General features: G+C 71.8%; 12 protein-coding genes, 4 tRNA genes and 1 pseudogene. 10 read left to right on the top strand and 7 right to left on the bottom strand.

Annotated features, from left to right (window positions below):
• Positions 1–173 precede the first annotated feature (173 nt).
• Positions 174–1,253: a phosphoribosylformylglycinamidine cyclo-ligase gene (gene purM / locus RIF68_RS07015; protein WP_309050256.1), complete on the top strand. Its 1,080-nt coding sequence runs from the start codon at positions 174–176 to the stop codon at positions 1,251–1,253.
• 184 nt (positions 1,254–1,437) lie between these two features.
• On the opposite strand, the gene RIF68_RS07010 is transcribed toward purM, so the two are convergent.
• Together RIF68_RS07010 and RIF68_RS07005 are read right to left on the bottom strand one after the other, a co-directional pair.
• Positions 1,438–1,692 (bottom strand): DUF3073 domain-containing protein, encoded by a 255-nt coding sequence (locus tag RIF68_RS07010; protein WP_309050255.1) that lies wholly within the window; start codon positions 1,690–1,692, stop codon positions 1,438–1,440.
• A 287-nt stretch (positions 1,693–1,979) separates the two neighbouring features.
• On the bottom strand, positions 1,980–3,071 hold the full coding sequence (locus RIF68_RS07005) for a Glu/Leu/Phe/Val dehydrogenase dimerization domain-containing protein (RefSeq protein WP_309050254.1): 1,092 nt from the start codon (positions 3,069–3,071) through the stop codon (positions 1,980–1,982).
• A 156-nt stretch (positions 3,072–3,227) separates the two neighbouring features.
• Here RIF68_RS07005 and RIF68_RS07000 point away from each other — a divergent pair, with 156 nt between their 5' ends.
• Complete coding sequence (locus RIF68_RS07000) at positions 3,228–4,088, top strand: hypothetical protein (RefSeq protein WP_309050253.1); 861 nt, start codon at positions 3,228–3,230, stop codon at positions 4,086–4,088.
• A 561-nt stretch (positions 4,089–4,649) separates the two neighbouring features.
• Positions 4,650–4,856, top strand: coding sequence for a developmental transcriptional regulator BldC (gene bldC, locus RIF68_RS06995; RefSeq protein ID WP_003949541.1), 207 nt, complete (start codon positions 4,650–4,652; stop codon positions 4,854–4,856).
• Positions 4,857–5,416: 560 nt separating this feature from the next.
• Here bldC and RIF68_RS06990 read toward each other — a convergent pair.
• A tRNA-Asp gene (locus RIF68_RS06990) sits at positions 5,417–5,490 on the bottom strand.
• Positions 5,491–5,580: 90 nt separating this feature from the next.
• Positions 5,581–9,561: an ATP-dependent RNA helicase HrpA gene (gene hrpA, locus RIF68_RS06985; RefSeq protein ID WP_309050252.1), complete on the bottom strand. Its 3,981-nt coding sequence runs from the start codon at positions 9,559–9,561 to the stop codon at positions 5,581–5,583.
• A gap of 124 nt (positions 9,562–9,685) precedes the next feature.
• Here hrpA and RIF68_RS06980 point away from each other — a divergent pair, with 124 nt between their 5' ends.
• The 3 genes from RIF68_RS06980 to RIF68_RS06970 all read left to right on the top strand — a co-directional run bounded on the left by RIF68_RS06980 (position 9,686) and on the right by RIF68_RS06970 (position 11,828).
• Entirely contained in the window at positions 9,686–10,189 is a 504-nt protein-coding gene (locus RIF68_RS06980) for a hypothetical protein (protein WP_309050251.1), read from the top strand.
• A gap of 71 nt (positions 10,190–10,260) precedes the next feature.
• Positions 10,261–10,986 (top strand): thioredoxin domain-containing protein, encoded by a 726-nt coding sequence (locus RIF68_RS06975; protein WP_309050250.1) that lies wholly within the window; start codon positions 10,261–10,263, stop codon positions 10,984–10,986.
• Positions 10,983–11,828, top strand: a complete 846-nt coding sequence (locus tag RIF68_RS06970; RefSeq protein WP_309050249.1) for a cytochrome c biogenesis CcdA family protein — start codon at positions 10,983–10,985, stop codon at positions 11,826–11,828. Before RIF68_RS06975 ends, RIF68_RS06970 begins: the two co-directional genes overlap by 4 nt.
• Before the next feature lie 102 nt (positions 11,829–11,930).
• Here RIF68_RS06970 and RIF68_RS06965 read toward each other — a convergent pair.
• The 3 genes from RIF68_RS06965 to RIF68_RS06955 all read right to left on the bottom strand — a co-directional run bounded on the left by RIF68_RS06965 (position 11,931) and on the right by RIF68_RS06955 (position 12,216).
• A tRNA-Phe gene (locus RIF68_RS06965) sits at positions 11,931–12,007 on the bottom strand.
• A gap of 22 nt (positions 12,008–12,029) precedes the next feature.
• Positions 12,030–12,103: transfer RNA gene (locus tag RIF68_RS06960), tRNA-Asp, on the bottom strand.
• A 40-nt stretch (positions 12,104–12,143) separates the two neighbouring features.
• A tRNA-Glu gene (locus RIF68_RS06955) sits at positions 12,144–12,216 on the bottom strand.
• 128 nt (positions 12,217–12,344) lie between these two features.
• On the opposite strand from RIF68_RS06955, the gene RIF68_RS06950 reads away from it, so the two are divergent.
• The 4 genes and pseudogenes from RIF68_RS06950 to RIF68_RS06935 all read left to right on the top strand — a co-directional run.
• A complete protein-coding gene (locus tag RIF68_RS06950) occupies positions 12,345–12,695 on the top strand; it encodes a metallopeptidase family protein (protein WP_309050248.1) in 351 nt (116 codons plus the stop codon).
• Positions 12,696–12,961: 266 nt separating this feature from the next.
• Complete coding sequence (locus tag RIF68_RS06945) at positions 12,962–13,615, top strand: hypothetical protein (RefSeq protein WP_309050247.1); 654 nt, start codon at positions 12,962–12,964, stop codon at positions 13,613–13,615.
• A 202-nt stretch (positions 13,616–13,817) separates the two neighbouring features.
• The gene (locus RIF68_RS06940) at positions 13,818–16,088 is read left to right on the top strand and encodes a DEAD/DEAH box helicase (protein WP_309050246.1); all 2,271 of its coding nucleotides are present in this window, start codon (positions 13,818–13,820) and stop codon (positions 16,086–16,088) included.
• Between the two features lie 256 nt (positions 16,089–16,344).
• Positions 16,345–17,748 (top strand): annotated as a pseudogene (locus RIF68_RS06935) (ATP/GTP-binding protein); the annotation flags it as partial.

The following is a 17,748-nucleotide window of genomic DNA, read 5'->3' as shown; positions in this document are numbered from 1 at the left end:
CTGCTTCGACGGCGAGTACCCGATGGAACTGCCGGACCCCGAGCTGCTCGGCAAGCAGCTCCTGGAGACCGAGCTGGCCGCCGGACCGGCCGCCACCGCGGCCTCCGACGCGCTCCGGCGCCCGTAGGACCCCGCCGCACACCCCCGCAGTACGACACGAAAGCTCTGAACCCATGTCTCAGAACCCCAGTGCCGGAGGCGGCGCCAGCTACGCGAGCGCGGGCGTCGACATCGAAGCGGGCGACCGCGCCGTCGAGCTGATGAAGGAGTGGGTGAAGAAGACGCAGCGCCCCGAGGTCCTCGGCGGCCTGGGCGGCTTCGCCGGTCTCTTCGACGCCTCCGCCCTCAAGCGCTACGAGCGCCCGCTCCTCGCCTCCGCCACCGACGGCGTCGGCACGAAGGTCGACATCGCCCGTCAGATGGGCGTGTACGACACGATCGGCCACGACCTGGTCGCGATGGTCATGGACGACATCGTCGTCTGCGGCGCCGAGCCCCTCTTCATGACCGACTACATCTGCGTGGGCAAGGTCCACCCGGAGCGGGTCGCCGCCATCGTCAAGGGCATCGCCGAGGGCTGCGTCCTGGCCGGCTGCGCCCTGGTCGGCGGCGAGACGGCGGAGCACCCGGGCCTCCTCGGCCCGGACGACTTCGACGTGGCGGGCGCGGGCACGGGTGTCGTGGAGTACGACCGGCTGCTCGGCGCGGATCGCATCCGTACGGGTGACGCGGTCATCGCCATGGCCTCGTCCGGGCTTCACTCCAACGGGTACTCGCTCGTCCGGCACGTGGTCTTCGACCGCGCCGGGATGTCCCTCGACCAGCAGGTGGACGAGCTCGGCCGCACCCTGGGCGAGGAGCTCCTGGAGCCGACCCGCATCTACTCCCTGGACTGCCTGGCCCTCACCCGCACCACCGAGGTCCACGCCTTCAGTCACATCACGGGCGGTGGCCTGGCCGCCAACCTGGCCCGGGTGATCCCGGACGGCCTGCACGCCACGGTCGACCGCTCGACCTGGACCCCGGGCGCGATCTTCGATCTGGTCGGCACCGCCGGACAGGTGGAGCGCCTGGAGCTGGAGAAGACCCTGAACATGGGCGTGGGCATGATGGCCGTCGTCCCGGCCGAGTCCGTGGACGCGGCCCTGACCACGCTGGCGGACCGGGGCCTCGACGCCTGGGTCGCGGGCGAGATCACCGAGCGCGGCGACCGGACGTCCGGAGCCGAGCTGGTCGGCGACTACGCCCGGTAGGAGCGGTCACGGAACAGGGGGCGCTCCTCGGGGCGCCCCCTGAGCCGTACCCCCCTCACGCCGTACCCCCCGGCCCGCCGAGCCGTACCGGCCGCCCGGCGGGCGGCGGCGGCCCCGCGAAGATCCGTGGACAGCACAGAAACCCGGCCGGGGTGACCCCGGGCCGGGTTTCGTGTTCAGAAGGTCAAGCGCGACGGCGTGACGCGGACGGGCCGGACTCGTCGTCCTCGTCCTCGTCGTCCGTGTTGTAGAGATCCGCGTACTGCGCGTACGGGTCGTCTTCCTCGTCGTCGTCCTCGAACGGCTCGCCATTCGGCGGTTGGTTCGAAGTCGAAGCGCCCAGCTCGTGGGCCAGACGCGCAAGGTCGGTCCCGCCGCTGCTGTACTTCAGCTGGCGGGCGACCTTGGTCTGCTTGGCCTTTGCCCGGCCGCGCCCCATGGCTCGACCCCCTCGGTGACGGGGCTCGCTGGCCCCAGAGTCTTGACACGCGTTCATGGTTCGGAACGGGCTCTCGGCAGAGAGACCGGTCCGTAGGGCTTCAACGGTACCTGTTTCCTCGGGTCTACGGTACGCCGCGCGCATCACATACCCCGGTACAGAACCTTCGAGGAGCCCTTTCCTCGCTGGTCAATCGCGATTTTAACCTCTTCTGAAGGGCCGACCCGCCGACCGGCGTGAGCGAAGTCTCCCGGGTGGCGGGCCGGCCCTCCCCGCGGAGGTACGGCTCAGGCGCGGCGGGCGTCGGCCATCCGCTGCTCGGCGATCCGGTCGGCCGCGGCGGCCGGCGGGATCCCATCGGCCTTCGCACGTGCGAAGATCTCCAGGGTGGTGTCGAAGATCTTCGTCGCCTTGGCCTTGCAGCGGTCGAAGTCAAAGCCGTGCAGCTCGTCGGCGACCTGGATCACGCCGCCGGCGTTGACCACGTAGTCGGGCGCGTAGAGGATCCCGCGCTCCACGAGGTCCTTCTCGATGCCCGGGTGGGCGAGCTGGTTGTTGGCCGCTCCGCAGACGATGCTCGCGGTCATGAACGGCACGGTCGTCTCGTTCAGGGCGCCGCCGAGCGCGCAGGGGGCGTAGATGTCGAGGCCCTCGAGGCGGATCAGCTCGTCCGTGTCCGCGACCACGGTCACCTGCGGGAACTTGTCGGTGATCCGGCGCACCGACTCCTCGCGCACATCGGTGATCACGACCTCGGCGCCGTCCTTGAGCAGGTGCTCGACGAGGTAGTGGCCGACCTTGCCGACGCCTGCGACGCCGACCTTGCGGCCGCGCAGCGTCGGGTCGCCCCACAGGGCCTGGGCGGAGGCCCGCATGCCCTGGAAGACGCCGAAGGCGGTGAGGACGGAGGAGTCGCCGGCGCCGCCGTTCTCCGGGGAGCGGCCGGTGGTCCACCGGTTCTCGCGGGCGACGACGTCCATGTCGGCCACATAGGTGCCGACGTCGCAGGCCGTGACGTACCGGCCGCCGAGGGAGGCGACGAAGCGCCCGTAGGCGAGGAGGAGCTCCTCCGTCTTGATCTTCTCCGGGTCACCGATGATCACGGCCTTGCCGCCGCCGTGGTCGAGGCCGGCCAGGGCGTTCTTGTACGACATGCCGCGCGCCAGGTTGAGCGCGTCGGCGATCGCCTCGGCCTCCGTGGCGTACGGGTAGAAGCGGGTGCCGCCGAGGGCGGGGCCGAGGGCGGTGGAGTGGAGGGCGATGACGGCCTTGAGGCCGGTGGCGCGGTCCTGGCAGAGCACGACTTGCTCGTGGCCACCCTGCTCCGAGTGGAAGAGGGTGTGGAGTACGTCAGCAGGAACGCCGGTCACATCGGTCACGGTGGTGACTCCCAAGTACGAAGCGGCGGTTGCGGCCCTCCCTACGGGTGGGGGAGGACCATGTTCCGCACGAGGGTAAGTCCTACCTGTGCGTAGATCGGCCGCAGTGCTCAGGATCACCCCCTCGCGGAGTACCTCCGTGGAAGGATTTGCGACATGTCGGTCGCCTCTTCGGTCCTCGTCCCTTACGCGTCCTATCTGCGGGTGTACGAGCCGCTGGCCGCGTTCCCCGAACCGGAGCGGTCCCAGTGGGCCCGCTACGCCCGCCGGGCGGGCACTCCCGGCGCGCAGGAGGAGCTGCGGCGCTCCCTCGCGGACCTGGTGCCGACGCCCCCGGTCCCGGTGCCGGTCGAGGAGAGCGGGGAGGCGTTCGTCGCGCATCTGGGCGGAGCGGTGGTGATCTGCCCGTGGCGGACCCGGCTGCGGGCGCTGCTCGCCCTGGAGGAGCTGGCGGCCGGGGCGTTCCCGGGGCCGGTGCTCGACGCGATGGTGCCGCCGGTGGTGCGGGAGCAGGCGGCGGCGGACCACGAGCGCTGGCGGGTGGAGAACCCGGACGCGCGGCCGTGGATCCGGACGGCGGTCTGGCAGGTGCCGCTGCGCTGGTTCGCGCTGTTCGGGGAGGAGGACCGGCAGTACGAGCCCGGGCGGCGCGACGGCGAGGGACCGGTGCGGGCGCCGGTGCTGCGGTACCGGACGACCATGGCGCAGGCGCGGCGCCGGCTCGCGCGCTCGCTGCGGGCGCTGCGGGAGTCGATCGACGAGGGGCCGATGACCCGGGGGCTCGTCGAGGTGGGCCGCTGGCTGGAGGAGTTCCATCCGAGGGCCCTGGTGGAGCTGGACTTCGGCGGCCTGGTGCACGCCGTACCGGAGGAGTGGCTGGCCGGGGAGCGCTCGGCGGCGGAGGTGGCGGCCGGGATCGCGGCCCTGAAGGCGGGCGACGGCGAGGAGGCGAGCGAGGTCTACGGGCGGCTCGCGGAGCGGTGGCGGCTGGTGCGCGAGCTCCAGTTCGCGAACTGACCGTCAAGATCCGCCGCCGGAGTCTGTCAGGTGTCCATCGACAGGACGGCACCGGCCGGTGTAAATGATCTTCATGCACCCGGAGGCGGGGCCCCGGGCCGTTCGGTGCACCCGGCGGGGACGTTGGTCCCGATCCGGGCCTTTGACTCAAGCGTGACGGATCGCACTTAACGCACCCTTGCGTCCATCACCCATCCTCGTGCCAAAATAGGACAAGGAGTCCGGGGAGGGTTCCTTCCGTCCATCTATGGGCGGAACGCTCAGCATTGCACTCTATGGGGGGTCTGAGGACTCCTGATCGCTCTGTGACTGATCGTCACAGTGGCGTGACTGTCCGTTATGGCATGGTCCATCGACTTCCGCCGCTGATGAACACCTGCGAGGGCAATTCCATCGGTTTGGCCGACGTGGCTGGACGGATGGTGTAGTTGTAGTGCCGAGGACAAGCCGTTCGTCCTATAACCGACTCGGCCCGCTTCTGCCATTTCGGGCAACGCGGGTCAAGGTGCAGAATTTAGAGGAAAGAACCGAGAAGGTTCGGTTCTCCCGAGGAGGCCGCTCATGACCGCTCGCACCCCTGATGCCGAGCCGCTGCTGACCCCTGCCGAGGTTGCCACGATGTTCCGCGTGGACCCGAAGACGGTGACCCGGTGGGCCAAGGCGGGCAAGCTCACGTCCATCCGCACGCTGGGTGGGCACCGCCGGTACCGCGAGGCCGAGGTTCGCGCGCTGCTGGCGGGCATTCCGCAGCAGCGCAGCGAGGCCTGAGGTTCGCGCAGCACTTGTAACACCCCGCTGTACCCCGTAACACCGGGCCTGACCGGATCCCCCAATCCGGTGGCCCACCCCTAGCTCTGCCGGCGGTCACCTGCCCCAACAGGTCTCCGTCACCGATCGCGCTGGACTCCGCCGGGTCCGGCGCGATCTTTTTTGTGTCCCGCGCCGAACGTCGCCTGGCCGTGCAATTGCACATATTAAATCCGGCCGGTGTAGGGAGGGTGTAAGTGAAGCGGTTTCTGAAACACTTTCAGTGACACCCGTCACAGAGGCCAACTCTTGCCAAGGAACAGCCTCCCACTCCGGGGAACGCCTCCAACCCGCCGTTGGTCACCGGCCGATGGGACTTTCGTCCCCGGCCGCCGGGCGGCCCCCGGAGCTCCCGCGGAGCGCGTGGGGGCGCCCCGGGCCGCCAGGTCCGTGCCCCGGTGCCCGCACGCCCGCATACCCCGCGCCCGCCCGTCCATCCGCGCACGACCGTCCGTCCCGCACGACCGCCCCCCGTGCACAGCGAAAAGGCCCGCATCATGTGATGCGGGCCTTTTCCGAGGCGATCCTGACGGGACTTGAACCCGCGACCTCCACCTTGACAGGGTGGCGAGCTAACCAACTGCTCCACAGGACCTCGTTGCGAGAACGACTGTACAGCAGTTTCGGGGCTCTGGTCGAACCGGGTGCCGGAAGCCGCCTCCGGCACCCGGGCCGGCGCCCCCCGTCACGGGGCCGCGGCGTCGATCGCCTTCACGATGCGCTTGTCCGAGACCGGATGGGCCGTCCCCAGCGCGTGGGCGAAGTAGCTCACCCGCAGCTCCTCGATCATCCAGCGGATGTCGGTGACCTCCGCCGGCACCGGGCGGCCCGGCGGGAGCTGTTCGAGCAGCCAGGCGTACTCGTCCAGCATCTCGTGGACCTTCTCCATCCGGGTGGTGTCCCGCTGGACCCCGGTCGGCATCTGCTGCAGCCGCCGGTCGACCGCCACCAGATAGCGCATGAGGTCCGGCAGCCGCTTCAGGCCGGTACGGGTCACGAAACCGGGCGGCATGAGCCAGGACAGCTGGTCCCGGACGTCCTTGAGGTTCGCGAGCAGCGCCGGGCTGTTCGTCGCCTTCAGCCGCCGCTCGCAGGCCTGCCAGGCCGCGAGCACCTGCTGGACCTGGCCCACCGTGCGGACGGTCAGCTCCACGAGGTCGGCGCGCACCTTGTCGTACAGCTTCCGGAAGGACTCCTCGTCCCACGCCGGGCCGCCGTGGTCCGCGATCAGCCGGTCGGCCGCCGCGGTCGCGCAGTCCTCGAAGAGGGCCTGGATCGAACCGTGCGGATTCGCCGACAGGGCCAGCTTCTGCTGGTTGGTCAGCTTGTCCGAGGCGAACTTCGCCGGGTTCACCGGGATGTTCAGCATGATCAGCTTCTGGGTGCCCCGCCACATCGCCTGCGCCTGCTCGGCCTCCGTGTCGAAGAGACGCACGGCCACGGAGTCGCCCTCGTCGACGAGCGCCGGGTACGCCTTGACCGGCTGGCCGGCCCGCCGGGTCTCGAAGACCTTGGTGAGGGTGCCGATCGTCCACTCCCGCAGCCCCGAGCGCTCCAGCGAGGGCCCCGAGCCGTCGGGGCCCGCCGTGGCCGCGGCCGCGGCCTTGGAGAGCGCCTGACGGGCCTTGGGACGCAGTGTCAGCTTCAGCGCCTCCAGGTCCTTGTCCTCGGCCAGCTTCCGGCGCCGCTCGTCGACGATCCGGAACGTGATCTTGAGGTGGTCGGGGACCTTCGCCCAGTCGAAGTCCTCGGGGGTGAGCGGCACTCCGACCATCCGCTGGAGCTCACGGGCGAGCGCCGCCGTCAGCGGCTCCTGCACCGGGACGGTGGAGTCCAGGAAGCGGGTCGCGAAGTTGGGCGCGGGCACGTAGTGGCGGCGGATCGGCTTCGGGAGCGACCGGATCAGCTCCGTGACGACCTCCTCGCGCAGCCCCGGGATCTGCCAGTCGAAGCCCTCGTCGGTGACCTGGTTGAGCACCTGGAGCGGGATGTGGACGGTCACGCCGTCCGCGTCCGCGCCCGGCTCGAACTGGTACGTCACCCGGAACTTCAGCGGCCCCTGCCGCCAGGAGTCCGGGTAGTCGTCCTTGGTGACCGCCCCCGCCTTCTCGTTGATGAGCATCTCGCGCTCGAAGTCGAGGAACTCCGGCTCCTCACGGCGCTTGTGCTTCCACCACGAGTCGAAGTGCGCGCCCGAGACGACGTGTTCGGGCACCCGCTTGTCGTAGAAGTCGAAGAGGGTCTCGTCGTCGACCAGGATGTCCCGGCGCCGGGCCCGGTGTTCGAGCTCCTCGACCTCGGTGAGCAGCTTGCGGTTGTCCGCGAAGAACTTGTGGTGCGTGCGCCAGTCGCCCTCCACCAGCGCGTTGCGGATGAACAGCTCGCGGGAGACCTCCGGGTCGATCCGCCCGTAGTTCACCTTGCGGTCGGCGACGATCGGCACGCCGTACAGCGTCACCTTCTCGTACGCCATCACGGCCGCCTGGTCCTTCTCCCAGTGCGGCTCGCTGTACGTCCGCTTCACCAGGTGCTGGGCGAGCGGCTCGATCCACTCGGGCTCGATCCGCGCGTTGACCCGCGCCCAGAGGCGGGAGGTCTCCACCAGCTCGGCCGACATCACCATGCGCGGGGGCTTCTTGAAGAGCGCCGAGCCGGGGAAGATCGCGAACTTGGCGTTGCGGGCGCCCAGGTACTCGTTCCGGGTGCCCTCGCGCTTGGCGTCCCTGCCGCCTCCGCCGCCGTCCTTGGTGTCCTTCACGTCCTTCAGGCCGATGTGGGAGAGCAGGCCGGCCAGGAGGGACACGTGGACCGACTGCTCCGGCGCGTCCTCCTCGTTGAGGTGGATCCCCATCTGCTTGGCGACCGTGCGGAGCTGCGCGTAGATGTCCTGCCACTCACGGATCCGCAGGAAGTTCAGGTACTCCTGCTTGCACATCCGGCGGAAGCTGGACGACCCCCGCTCCTTCTGCTGCTCGCGGATGTAGCGCCACAGGTTGAGGAAGGCGAGGAAGTCGCTGGTCTCGTCCTTGAAGCGGGCGTGCATCTGGTCGGCCTGCGCCTGCTTCTCGGCCGGCCGCTCGCGCGGGTCCTGGATGGACAGGGCGGCCGCGATCACCATGACCTCGCGGACGCAGCCGTTCCGCTCCGCCTCCAGGACCATGCGGGCGAGTCGCGGGTCGACCGGGAGCTGGGCGAGCTTGCGGCCCTGCTCGGTCAGCCGCTTCCTCGGGTCCTTCTCCGCCGGGTTCAGGGCCCCCAGCTCCTGGAGGAGCTGCACGCCGTCCCGGATGTTGCGGTGGTCCGGCGGATCGATGAAGGGGAACTTCTCGATGTCGCCGAGGCCGGCCGCGGTCATCTGGAGGATGACGGAGGCCAGGTTGGTCCGGAGGATCTCCGCGTCCGTGAACTCGGGGCGGGTGAGGAAGTCGTCCTCGGAGTAGAGCCGGATGCAGATGCCGTCCGACGTACGGCCGCAGCGGCCCTTGCGCTGGTTGGCGCTGGCCTGCGAGACCGGCTCGATCGGCAGCCGCTGCACCTTGGTGCGGTGCGAGTAGCGCGAGATGCGGGCGGTGCCCGGATCGATCACGTACTTGATGCCGGGGACGGTGAGGGAGGTCTCCGCGACGTTGGTGGCGAGGACGACCCGGCGGCCGGAGTGCGCCTGGAAGACCCGGTGCTGTTCGGCGTGGGAGAGCCGGGCGTACAGGGGGAGGATCTCCGTGTTCCGCAGCTTCTTCTTGAGCAGCGCGTCGGCGGTGTCGCGGATCTCCCGCTCGCCGGAGAGGAAGACCAGGATGTCACCCGGGCCCTCGGCCTGGAGCTCGTCGACGGCGTCGCAGATCGCCGTGATCTGGTCGCGGTCGGCGTCCTCGGAGTCCTCTTCGAGGAGGGGGCGGTAGCGGACCTCGACGGGGTACGTGCGGCCGCTGACCTCGACGATGGGCGCGTCGCCGAAGTGGCGGGAGAAGCGCTCCGGGTCGATGGTCGCGGAGGTGATCACGACCTTCAGGTCGGGACGCCTCGGCAACAGCTGGGCCAGATAGCCGAGCAGGAAGTCGATGTTGAGGGAGCGCTCGTGGGCCTCGTCGATGATGATCGTGTCGTAGGCGCGCAGCTCGCGGTCCGTCTGGATCTCGGCGAGCAGGATGCCGTCCGTCATCAGCTTGACGAAGGTCTCGTCCGGGTTCACCTGGTCGGTGAACCGGACCTTCCAGCCGACCGCCCCGCCGAGCGGGGTCCGCAGCTCCTCGGCGACGCGCTCGGCGACCGTGCGGGCGGCGATCCGGCGCGGCTGCGTGTGGCCGATCATGCCGCGGACGCCCCGGCCCAGCTCCAGACAGATCTTCGGGATCTGCGTGGTCTTGCCGGAGCCCGTCTCACCGGCGACGATCACGACCTGGTGGTCGCGTATCGCCTCCAGGATCTCGTCCTTCTTCTGGGAGACGGGCAGCTGTTCGGGATAGGTGACGGCGGGCACGAGGGCGGCGCGCGCGTCGACCCGCTCCTTGGCCTTGCCGGCCTCGGCGGCGATCTCGTCCAGGACGGCCGCGCGGGCCTCGGGCTTGCGGATGCGGCGGGCGCCTTCGAGACGGCGGCCGAGCCGGTGGGCGTCCCGCAGCGAGACCCCGGCCAGGACGGTCTGGAGGGCGGCGAAGGAAGTAGACATACGGAATCCAGGATCGCACCTGCGGCCGAGAACCGGCGAACCGATTTCCGGGCCGCGTCCGGGGGCGGGCCCCGTACGCCTGCGTAATATTTCGGGCACACCGACCGGATCCGAGGGGTTTCGCATGTTCCGCACCGCCGCCCGAGCGCACACCGCGTGCGCCGCCCCGGCGGTCGCGCGGCGGGGCCCGCTCCTCACGACGCTGCTCGGCCTGGTCCTGGGACTCCTGCTCTGCGCGGCTCCGGTGCCGTACGGGGACCTCGGGGCGGGGCCGGCCCGGGTGCCGTACGAGGTTTCCGGGACGGAGGCGGCCGCGGTGGTGCCCGGAGCTTCCGGTACTGCGGTGACCGCCGTGGCGTACGGGACCGGTGGGGTGAGCGTGCCGGACGGGGACGGGCCCGTGCCGGGCTGCGGGCACCGGAACCCCGCCGAGGCCGGGGCCGAGGGCCCCGCCGTCCCGCCCCGGGCCCAGGGCTTCGCCGAACTGCTTCCCGCACTCACCACCGGCCGCGCCCCCGCCGCGGGGGCCTGGGGCGCCGACCCGGAGGCGGGGCGCCCGGCACCGGGCCGCGAGCCGCCGGAGCTCGTACCGCCGTCACCGGTGGAGCTGTCGGTCCTGAGGGTCTAGAGGGTCGGGCCCCGCGGCCCGCCCGCACCCCTCACCCCTTCCTCTTCTTCCTCCCTCAGGAGCGCTTCCGCATGTCCAGGTCCAAGACGATCACGATCGTGTCCGGGGTGGCCGTCGCCGCCGTGCTCGCCGGTTTCGCCTCGTACACCGCCACCAAGCCCGCCTCCCCCGGCACCTCCGCGGTGGCCGAGGTGTCGGCCGGCCCGTCCGAGGGCGTCTATCCGGAGCTGGAGGCGTACGCCCGGCGCGACGCGTCCGACGGCCTCGCGCTCGGCCGGGCCGACGCGCCGGTCGTCCTCATCGAGTACGCCGACTTCAAGTGCGGCTACTGCGGCAAGTTCGCCCGCGACACCGAACCGGTCCTGGTGGAGAAGTACGTCCGCGACGGCACCCTGCGCATCGAGTGGCGCAACTTCCCGATCTTCGGCGAGGAGTCCGAGGCGGTGGCCCGCGCCTCCTGGGCGGCCGGGCGGCAGGGCCGGTTCTGGCAGTTCCACAAGGCCGCGTACGCCGAGGACGCCAAGCGGAAGGGCTTCGGCAAGGAGCGGCTGACCGCCCTCGCCGAGGAGGCGGGCGTCCCGGACCTGAACCGGTTCGCCCGGGACAGCGAGGGCGCGGAGGCCCGCGCGGCCGTGAAGAAGGACCAGGAGCAGGGCCACAGCCTCGGCGCCACCTCCACCCCGTCCTTCCTGATCAACGGCCGGCCGATCGCCGGCGCACAGCCCCTCGAAACCTTCACCGAGGCCATCGAGGCGGCGGCGGCCGCGAAGGCGGCCTCGGCGAAGGGCCGGGGATGACCTCGGGCATCGGCTACTTCGCGGCCTTCCTCGGTGGTCTGCTCGCCCTGCTCAGCCCGTGCAGCGCCCTGCTCCTGCCCGCCTTCTTCGCGTACTCGATCGAGACCCGGGCGAAGCTGGTCGCCCGCACCGGCATCCTCTACGCCGGTCTGGCCACCACCCTCGTCCCGCTGGGCGCGGCCGGGTCCTTCGCGGGCCGGTTCTTCCACGGCCACCGGGACCTGCTCGTCGCGGCCGGCGGCTGGCTGATCGTCGGGCTCGGCGTCCTCCAGATCCTCGGGATCGGCTTCACCTCCCGCCGGATCGCGGAGGCGAGCGGCCGGATCCGCCCGACGAGCGCCGTCTCGGTCTACGCCCTGGGCCTGGTCTACGGGCTCGCCGGCTTCTGCGCCGGGCCGATCCTCGGCAGCGTCCTGACGGTGGCGGCGCTGAGCGGCAGCCCGGTGTACGGGGGGCTCCTCCTGGCCGTGTACGCGCTGGGCATGGCGGTCCCGCTGTTCGTGCTGGCGCTGCTCTGGGAGCGGTACGACCTGGGGCGGCGGCGCTGGCTGCGCGGGCGCCCGGTCCGCCTCGGACCGCTCACGGTCCACTCGACCTCGCTGCTCTCGGGCCTGTTCTTCGTGGCCCTGGGGGCGATGTTCCTGGTCTTCGACGGGACGACCGCCCTGCCGGGGCTGCTCTCGGTCGACGACTCGTTCGCGGTCGAGCGGCGGGTGGCGGAGCTGGGCCGGTCGGTGCCGGACTGGGCGCTGCTCGTGGCCGTGGTGGCGGTGGTGGCGGTGGTGCTCGCGGTGCGGGGCCGACGCGGGGCCGGGGCCCCGGCGGAGCGCGAGGAGGCCTGAGCCGTACGGGGAGGGGGCGGCACCCCTCCCCGTACGGGATCTCCCCCGACCAGGGGGCCGGGGAACGAGAAAGGCCCCGTTCTTTCGAACGGGGCCTTCCGGTGGTGGCTGGGGCCGGGGTCGAACCGGCGACCTATCGCTTTTCAGGCGATCGCTCGTACCAACTGAGCTACCCAGCCACGAGGCCATTGCTGACCTCAGCGATCCTGACGGGACTTGAACCCGCGACCTCCACCTTGACAGGGTGGCGAGCTAACCAACTGCTCCACAGGACCTTGCTGTCTGTGCGAGACAAGTCTCGCACAGGGTGATGCGTGCCCCCAACGGGATTCGAACCCGTGCTACCGCCTTGAAAGGGCGGCGTCCTGGGCCACTAGACGATGAGGGCTAACGGCCCCACCTGGGCGCTTCTCAGCGCGTCGGGGACGTGAGAAGCATATGGGATGGCGGCCGGTATCGCCAAAACGGTTTCCCCGGGCCCGTGGGAACGGCCTCCTTCCGGGGGAGAATGGGCCCGTGCTGGAGATGACGCGCGAGGAGTTCGAGGAGCTTGTCGCCGAGGCCCTGGACCGGATCCCGCCGGAACTGACCCGGCTGATGGACAACGTGGCGGTGTTCGTCGAGGACGAGCCCCCGGCGGACGATCCCGAGCTGCTCGGGCTCTACGAGGGGACGCCGCTGACCGAGCGGGGCGAGTGGTACGCGGGGGTGCTGCCGGACCGGATCACGATCTACCGGGGGCCGACGCTGCGGATGTGCGCGTCGCGTGAGGACGTGGTCGCCGAGACCGAGATCACGGTCGTCCACGAGATCGCCCACCACTTCGGCATCGACGACGAACGGCTGCACGCGCTGGGCTACGGCTGACCGGACCGGGCTGCGCAGCGGCAGGGCCGGCGGTCCTGGGGTGCGGCGGCGGGCGGGGGCGGCATGGGGCGGGCCCGCGCGTGCGGGGCGCGTACCGGGCGCGTTCGGGGCGTGTCCCCCGCGGCGCCGGGGGAGTTGGGCAGGGCGACGCGTTCCGTTCCTGCCCGTTGTGTCCTGGAGGTCCCCCTGTGCGCACTTTGCCCACCCGTGTGAGATGGGCCGCCACCGCGTTGGCGGTCGCCGCCTGCGCCGGCCTGAGCGGCTGTATGAGTGTCGGTGAGGACGGGGCCAAGCCGGCGCCCGGCGCCTCCGGCTCCGAGCGGGGCACGGCGGCCGAGGCCGAGGGTGGCGCGGGGGGCTCGGCCGGCCAGGACGGCGCCTGGGCGGGTCCGACCGCCCGGAGCGGGCCCGACGCTGCGGGTGAGGTGACCGAGACCCCGGTGCCCGGCGGCTCCGCCTCCGCCTCGGCCCCGGCGCAGTCCTCGCCCGGCGTGAAGGGACCCGCGGACCGGACCGTGGCACCCGGCGGCCCCGTGAAGCCCCTGCCCTCGGCGGGCGGCGGGCACGGCGGCCAGGACGGCGGCTCGGGTGGCTCCGGCGGGGGAAGCGGCGGCAGCGGTGGGAACGGCGGCACCGGGAGCGGCGGCGGTACGGGTGGGGGCGGCGGGACCGTCGGCGGTGGCGGGACCGGTGGCACGGGCGGCGGGGCCACTCCGACCCCGGAGCCCCCGGAGCCGACCCCGGAGCCGACGCCGGAGCCGACGCCCGAGCCGACCCCGGAGCCGACGCCCGAGCCGACCACCAACCCCAGCGACCCGCCGGCGCCGGGTCCGGACACCCAGATGGGTGCCATGTGGGCGGCGCAGGAGACCGGTGAACCGTCCGAGCCGACGGCATCACCGCAGGTCGGGCCGGTGTGACCCGGGCCGGTTTGCCATGAGTGGGGGAGGGTGCGTATGGTGGTAGATCGTTTGATCCCATTTGCCCCCGGCGCCACTATCGATGAGCGCCGCGACTGGCGCGTACTCTCCCTTGCCGTGACTGACCGCATCGAGGCGGTCGTAGTGCGAAACACGGAGTTGACGGGCGCGTGCCGAGACTCCGGAAGGTTTCGCATTTCGCATGTCCATTTTCAGTTCTGACCACGCCGTCCTGCCCGAGAACGACGAGATCGTCTCCGACGCGGCCGAGGCCGCCGAGACCGTCGACGTCGTCGAGGCCCTCGACGCCGCAGAGGCCGACCTGGCCGCCGACACCGACGAGGCGACGGACGCCGACGAGGCCGACGAGACCCCGCAGATCACCTTCGGTGACCTGGGTCTGCCCGAGGGCGTCGTGCGCAAGCTCGCGCAGAACGGCGTGACCACCCCCTTCCCGATCCAGGCCGCGACCATCCCGGACGCCCTGGCCGGCAAGGACATCCTCGGCCGCGGCCGTACCGGCTCCGGCAAGACCCTCTCCTTCGGTCTGCCGCTGCTCGCCACCCTGGCCGACGGCCACACCGAGAAGAAGAAGCCCCGCGGCGTCATCCTGACCCCGACCCGCGAGCTCGCGATGCAGGTCGCGGACGCCCTCCAGCCGTACGGCGACGTGCTCGGCCTCAAGATGAAGGTCGTCTGCGGCGGTACCTCCATGGGCAACCAGATCTACGCCCTGGAGCGCGGTGTCGACATCCTCGTCGCCACCCCGGGCCGTCTGCGCGACATCATCAACCGCGGCGCCTGCTCGCTGGAGGCCGTCCAGGTCGCCGTCCTCGACGAGGCCGACCAGATGGCCGACCTGGGCTTCCTGCCCGAGGTCACCGAGCTCCTCGACCAGGTCCCGGCCGGCGGCCAGCGCCTGCTCTTCTCCGCGACCATGGAGAACGAGATCGCGACCCTGGTCAAGCGCTACCTGACCGACCCGGTCGTCCACGAGGTCGACAGCGCCCAGGGCAACGTCACGACCATGACCCACCACGTCCTGGTCGTGAAGCCCAAGGACAAGGCGCCGGTCACCGCCGCGATCGCCGCCCGCAAGGGCCGCACCATCATCTTCGTCCGCACCCAGCTGGGCGCCGACCGCATCGCCGAGCAGCTGCGCGAAGCGGGCGTCAAGGCGGACGCGCTGCACGGCGGCATGACCCAGGGCGCGCGTACCCGTACGCTCGCCGACTTCAAGGACGGTTACGTCAACGCGCTCGTCGCCACCGACGTCGCCGCCCGCGGCATCCACGTCGACGGCATCGACCTGGTCCTGAACGTGGACCCGGCCGGCGACCACAAGGACTACCTGCACCGCTCGGGCCGTACCGCCCGCGCCGGCAAGTCCGGCGTGGTCGTGTCGCTCGCCCTGCCGCACCAGCGCCGCCAGATCTTCCGCCTGATGGAGGACGCGGGCGTCGACGCCTCGCGCCACATCGTCGGCGGAGCCGGTGCCTTCGACCCCGAGGTCGCCGAGATCACCGGTGCCCGTTCGCTGACCGAGGTCCAGGCCGACTCCGCGAACAACGCCGCCAAGCAGGCCGAGCGCGAGGTCGTGGACCTGACCAAGCAGCTGGAGCGCCTCCAGCGCCGGGCCGTCGAGCTGCGCGAGGAGGCCGACCGTCTGGTCGCCCGCGCCGCCCGCGAGCGCGGCGAGGACCCGGAGACCGCCGTCGCCGAGGTGACCGAGGCCGCCGAGGCCGAGGTCGCGGCCGCCGCCGTCGCGGCGGAGCGCGAGGAGCGCCGCGAGGAGCGGCGGGACGAGCGCCCGTCCTTCCGCGACCGTGACGACCGGGGCGGCTACGAGCGCCGGGACCGTGAGGACCGCGGTGGCTTCCGCCGGGACAACGACCGTCCGTCCGGTGGTTTCCGTCGGGACAACGACCGTCCGTCCGGTGGCTTCCGCCGCGACGACCGTCCCTCGGGTGGTTTCCGTCGGGACAACGACCGTCCGTCCGGTGGCTTCCGCCGCGACGACCGTCCCTCGGGTGGTTTCCGCCGGGACAACGACCGTCCCTCGGGCGGCTTCCGCCGCGACGACCGCCCCTCCGGCGGCTTCAACCGGGACGACCGTCGTGACGACCGCGGTGGCTTCCGCCGTGACGACCGTCCGTCGGGCGGCTTCCGCCGCGACAACGACCGTCCGTCGTTCCGCGACCGTGACGAGCGCCCGTCGGGTGGCTTCCGCCGCGACGACCGCCGCGACAACGACCGTCCGTCCGGTGGCTTCCGCCGCGACGACCGCCCCTCCGGCGGCCACCGTGGCAGCGACCGTCCGTTCAACCGCGACCGTCGTGACGACCGCCCCGCGGGTGGCTTCCGCCGTGACGACCGCCCCTCGGGCCGCCGTGACGACCACCGCCCCACCGGCTCCGGCTCCTTCGGCGGCGGCCGCCGCGACGACAAGCCGCGCTGGAAGCGCAACGGCTGAGCCGGTCGACCCGCGCGGAACCGCGAGTCCGCGTGAGCGGGTGACGACCTGACGGGAAGGGCCCGTACGACACTTCGGTGGCGTACGGGCCCTTCGTCGTGAACGGGTTCGGAACACCGTCGCGACGCCGGGGCGGGTGTTGGTAGGGTCACCCCGCTCAGGGGGGACGACCGAGACCGGGATCTCCCGTCCGCGTGCCGCCGCAGAGGTGCTGCCGCGCCCTCCCTGACCCCATGTTTTCCGGGAGGGACCTTCCTTGATCCATCAGGGCAACGACCGCGCGCGCGGTTCGGGCCGACGCACCCGCGCCGCCCTCGTCCTCGCGCTCGCGACGGTCACGGCGGCGACGTCCGCCGGGATCACGGCGCCGCCCGCGGTCGCCGACACGGCGCCGCAGACCACCGTGCTGCCGGCCGCGCCGCGCTTCTCGCCGCGCGCCACCTCGATCCTCAACGCCGGCGAGACCGGCTATCTGCTGGCGCAGGAGGGCGACGTCCGCCTCCAGTGGATCGATTACGCCACCGGGACCGCGACCCCGCTCGCCGTCACCCTGCCGGAGGCGCCGCGCTACGACTACGAGACCGGCTACTGGGACTGGCGGCAGAAGCTGGTCATCGGAGGCGGCGGCCATTGGGGCAGGGGCTCCGACACGGTCGCCGTGCACTCCGCCACCCCCAGCCCGCGCGTGACCCTCCAGAAGGGCGCGGGCCCGGTCTTCGCCGAGATCGCCCTCCCGGAGGGCCAGACGTACGTGGGCACCTTCGGCGACACCGTGGTGACCCGCACCGGCGAGGCGGACGCGCCCACCGGATTCCACCTGCTGCGGTCCGAGGCAGGGAAGGTGACGGACACGCCCGTCACCGGACTGCCTGAGGGGTCCGTGCCCGCCGGTGTGGAGGACGGTGACGCGACCTCACTCGTCCTTAGGTACCGGAAGTCCGCGGGAGGCCAGGAGAACTGGGCGCTCACCGACCTCGCGGACGGGGTGGCCGAGCCGCTCCTGGGACCGCAGGACGGCTCTGAGGACGTGACCGGCTTCCGCCTCGGTGCCGGAACGATCCTGCGGCTGCGCACCGGACGGGGCAAGATCGACGTCCTGGACCGCACCGCGCCGGAGACCCTGATCCGCACGGTGGAGTCCGGTTCCCTCGCGTACGACGCGAACTTCGCCGCCGTGGGCACGACCGTCCTCGGCGTCAGCCGGCAGAACCCCGGAAACAACGAGTACCGGGGCACTGCCCTGTGGGTCCTCCCGGGGGCCGACGAGGACGACCTGAAGCCTCCCGTGCTGGAACTGGCCGGCGGGCAGATCGTCGTGACGCCCGACGGAACCGCGCTGGCCGCCGGGACCACGGCCGCCGAACCGCGGGGCGACCTCGACTGGGCCGTGCACCGGCTCGTACCGGCCTCCGGCGGCGGCGTGGAGACGCGCCGGCTCACCACCGTCGAGCCCATGCCCGCGAAGATCTACGGCCTCTCCCTGGGCAGCGGCATCCTCACCCAGGGCGAGAACAGCACCTACTTCCAGCCGGCCGACTACTACGGCGTCTACCGCTCCACCTGGCTCTCCGCCACCGGGCAGCCGCAGCCGCTCCGGACCACCGTGGACGGGCTGCTGAGCGGCGACGACGGCGACTGCTCCTCCTACAGCGGCCGCTGC

Origin of the sequence: Streptomyces sp. (assembly GCF_031178505.1) — a bacterium.
GTDB classification, from domain to species: Bacteria; Actinomycetota; Actinomycetes; order Streptomycetales; family Streptomycetaceae; genus Streptomyces; species Streptomyces gulbargensis.
Note: the sequence above shows the minus strand (reverse complement) of the source record. Positions and strands in the feature narration are given on the sequence as shown.

Coding starts and splice junctions, on each gene's coding strand:
- purM (WP_309050256.1), top strand. CDS start 174: ATGTCTCAGAACCCCAGTGCCGGAGGCGGCGCCAGCTACGCGAGCGCG.
- RIF68_RS07010 (WP_309050255.1), bottom strand. CDS start 1,692: ATGGGGCGCGGCCGGGCAAAGGCCAAGCAGACCAAGGTCGCCCGCCAG.
- RIF68_RS07000 (WP_309050253.1), top strand. CDS start 3,228: ATGTCGGTCGCCTCTTCGGTCCTCGTCCCTTACGCGTCCTATCTGCGG.
- bldC (WP_003949541.1), top strand. CDS start 4,650: ATGACCGCTCGCACCCCTGATGCCGAGCCGCTGCTGACCCCTGCCGAG.
- hrpA (WP_309050252.1), bottom strand. CDS start 9,561: ATGTCTACTTCCTTCGCCGCCCTCCAGACCGTCCTGGCCGGGGTCTCG.
- RIF68_RS06980 (WP_309050251.1), top strand. CDS start 9,686: ATGTTCCGCACCGCCGCCCGAGCGCACACCGCGTGCGCCGCCCCGGCG.
- RIF68_RS06975 (WP_309050250.1), top strand. CDS start 10,261: ATGTCCAGGTCCAAGACGATCACGATCGTGTCCGGGGTGGCCGTCGCC.
- RIF68_RS06970 (WP_309050249.1), top strand. CDS start 10,983: ATGACCTCGGGCATCGGCTACTTCGCGGCCTTCCTCGGTGGTCTGCTC.
- RIF68_RS06945 (WP_309050247.1), top strand. CDS start 12,962: ATGAGTGTCGGTGAGGACGGGGCCAAGCCGGCGCCCGGCGCCTCCGGC.
- RIF68_RS06940 (WP_309050246.1), top strand. CDS start 13,818: ATGTCCATTTTCAGTTCTGACCACGCCGTCCTGCCCGAGAACGACGAG.